The sequence below is a fragment of the Gemmatimonadota bacterium genome, assembly GCA_016209965.1.
Taxonomy (GTDB): Bacteria; Gemmatimonadota; Gemmatimonadetes; order Longimicrobiales; family RSA9; genus JACQVE01.
In genome coordinates, this window is record JACQVE010000337.1 from 1 (window position 1) to 3,241 (window position 3,241).

Below are 3,241 nucleotides of genomic sequence, written 5' to 3' on the forward strand. Positions count from 1 at the left end.
AAGCCCGCCCGCGCTTAACCTTCCAAGTCTGTCCGGCTCTGTTGGCCGGACCGCTGCGGGGGCATGCGTCCCCGCGTTTTTTCGCTAGCGAGCCGGGGGGAGAGGACGCACCAGGGTCATGCCGACCATCAACCAGTTGATCCGCCGCGGCCGGCGGAAGGTGGAGAAGCGGGATAAGGCGCCCGCTCTGCAGGCGAACCCGCAGAAGCGGGGCGTGTGCACGCGCGTGTACACCACCACGCCCAAGAAGCCCAACTCGGCGCTGCGCAAGGTGGCGCGCGTCCGGCTGACCAACGGCTACGAGGTCACGGCCTACATCCCGGGGGAGGGGCACAACCTGCAGGAGCACTCGATCGTGCTGATTCGCGGCGGCCGCGTGAAGGATCTGCCGGGCGTGCGTTACCACATCATTCGCGGCACGCTGGATGCCAGCGGCGTGGGGGACCGGCGCCAGGGCCGTTCCAAGTACGGAGCCAAGAGGCCGAAGTAGCCATGAGTCGACGGCAACGCGCGGTGAAACGGGAGGCGCCGCCGGACCCGCAGTACGGTTCGACGACGGTCTCCAAGTTCATCAACAGCCTGATGTTCGAGGGGAAGAAGTCGGTGGCCGAGCGCATCTTCTACGACGCCATGCGCATGGTCGAGGAGAAGACCGGTCAGCCGGCGATCAACGTGTTCAAGCAGGCGTTGAACAACGTGAAGCCGGTGCTCGAGGTGAAAAGCCGTCGCGTGGGCGGTGCGACCTACCAGGTGCCGCTCGAGGTGCGGCCGGAGCGGCGCACGGCGCTGGCCATGAAGTGGCTGGTGACGTATTCGCGCGAGCGGGGCGACAAGACCATGGCGGAGCGGCTGGCCAACGAGCTGCTGGCCGCCAGCCGCAACGAGGGGAACGCCATCAAGAAGAAGGATGACACGCACCGGATGGCGGAGGCCAACAAGGCCTTCGCGCATTACCGGTGGTAGAGGCGCCCTTCCCGGGCGGGCCATACGAGCCGGAGCTCGTGAGCCCGTCCCGGGCGGCGTCGATAAGAATCTAGATTATGCCCAGACTCACGCCGCTACCAAAGCTTCGCAACATCGGCATCATGGCGCACATCGATGCCGGGAAGACGACGACCACCGAGCGGATCCTGTTCTACACCGGGCGGGTCCACCGGCTGGGCGAGGTGCATGACGGCGCTGCCACCATGGACTGGATGGAGCAGGAGCGCGGCATCACCATCACCTCCGCGGCCACGACCTGCTACTGGCAGCGCCTGGGCGAGGACTTCCGCATCAACATCATCGACACGCCCGGCCACGTGGACTTCACGGTCGAGGTGGAGCGGAGTCTGCGCGTGCTGGACGGCGCCATTGCCGTGTTCTGCGCCGTGGGCGGCGTCGAGCCGCAGTCGGAAACGGTGTGGCGTCAGGCGGACCGCTACGCCGTGCCTCGCATCGCCTTCGTCAACAAGCTGGACCGCGTGGGCGCGGACTTCGAGCACGTGGTGGACATGATCCGGGATAGGCTGGGCGCCCGGGCGTTCCCCGTGCAGTACCCGCTGGGACAGGGCGAGCTGTTCACGGGCGTGATCGATGTGCTGCGGCGGCAGGGACTGGTCTACGACGAGGAGTCGCTCGGCGCCCGCTGGACCGAAGGGCCTGTGCCCGATGCGCTGAGTGACCGCGTCGAGACGCTGCGCCACGACCTGTTGGAAGCGGCAGTGGAATACGACGAGGAGCTGCTCGAGCGCTACCTCGAGGGCGCGGAGCTGGAGGAAGCCGAGATCCGTCGCGCCATCCGCAAGGCGACCATTTCCGGGGGACTGGTGCCGGTCTTCTGCGGCTCGGCCTTCAAGAACAAGGGCGTGCAGCAGCTTCTGGACGGCGTCATCGACTACCTTCCCTCTCCCGTGGATATCCCGCCGGTTCGCGGCCATCTCCCGCACCATGACTCGACCACCGTAGAGCGCAGCGCCGCCGATGACGAGTCGTTCGCCGGGCTGGCCTTCAAGATCACGACCGACCCCTACGTCGGGAAGTTGACCTACTTCCGCGTTTACTCGGGCTCGCTCAAGGCCGGCTCCTACGTCTACAACTCGACCAAGGACCGGCGGGAGCGGGTGGGGCGTCTGCTCCAGATGCATGCCAACCATCGGGAGGAGCGGGACGAGGTGTTTGCCGGCGACATTGCCGCTGCCATCGGCCTCAAGGACACGAAGACGGGTGACACGCTGTGTGACGCCGGCCACCCCGTGATCCTGGAGGCCATGCGCTTCCCGGAGCCGGTGATCAGCGTGGCCATCGAGCCGCGCACGAAGGCGGATCAGGACAAGCTCTCCCAGGCGCTGGGCAAGTTGGCCGAGGAGGACCCGACGTTCCGCGTGCACACCGATCCCGATACAGGGCAGACCATCATCAGCGGGATGGGCGAGCTGCACCTCGAGATCCTGGTCGACCGGCTGAAGCGTGAGTTCCGCGTGGACGCCAACATTGGCCGGCCCCAGGTCGCGTACCGGGAGACGATCCGCCGGGCGGCGCAGAATGTCGAGGGGAAGTTCATCCGCCAGACGGGCGGCCGCGGGCAGTACGGCCACGTCATCATCAACATTGCGCCGGCCGAGCCGGGCCAGGGCTTCGTCTTCGAGGACAAGATCATTGGCGGCACCATTCCCCGGGAGTACATCGGTCCCGTCGAGCAGGGGATCAAGGAGGCCATGGAGACGGGCGTGCTGGCCGGCTACCCCATGGTAGATGTCCGGGTCGAGCTGATCGACGGCTCGTATCACGACGTGGACTCCAGTGAGATGGCCTTCAAGATCGCCGGGTCCATTGCGCTCAAGGAGGGTGTGCGGCGCGCGGAGCCGGTGCTGCTCGAGCCCATCATGGATGTCGAGGTCGTGACACCGGCCGACTACCTGGGCGATGTGATGGGCGACCTGTCCAGCCGCCGCGGCCGCATCGGCGGCATGACCCAGCGCGCGGATGCCCAGGTCATCGGCGCCAGCGTGCCGCTGGCCGAGATGTTCGGCTACTCGACCACGCTGCGCTCGCTCAGCCAGGGGCGCGCCGTCTACTCCATGCAGTTCTCGCATTACGAGGAAGTGCCCAAGTCCAAGGCCGAGGAAATCATCTCCAAAGTGCGCGGGTAGCGAGCCAGGGGGGAGCCATGGCGAAGGCGAAGTTTGAGCGGACGAAGCCGCACGTGAATGTAGGGACGATCGGGCATGTGGATCATGGGAAGACCACATTAACGGCGGCG

4 protein-coding genes are annotated in these 3,241 nt (G+C 66.6%); all 4 read left to right on the forward strand.

Translation table 11 applies throughout. The annotated features are described in order from the left end of the window. Window positions 1-118: 118 nt before the first annotated feature. A complete protein-coding gene (locus HY703_13520; GenBank protein MBI4546212.1) occupies window positions 119-490 on the forward strand; it encodes a 30S ribosomal protein S12 in 372 nt (123 codons plus the stop codon). 2 nt (window positions 491-492) lie between these two features. Next, on the forward strand, window positions 493-963 hold the full coding sequence (gene rpsG / locus HY703_13525) for a 30S ribosomal protein S7 (GenBank protein MBI4546213.1): 471 nt from the start codon (window positions 493-495) through the stop codon (window positions 961-963). Between the two features lie 77 nt (window positions 964-1,040). Next, window positions 1,041-3,131 (forward strand): elongation factor G, encoded by a 2,091-nt coding sequence (gene fusA / locus HY703_13530; protein ID MBI4546214.1) that lies wholly within the window; start codon window positions 1,041-1,043, stop codon window positions 3,129-3,131. 17 nt (window positions 3,132-3,148) lie between these two features. After that, the coding region (locus HY703_13535) for a hypothetical protein (GenBank protein ID MBI4546215.1) at window positions 3,149-3,241 on the forward strand (93 nt) is incomplete at its 3' end.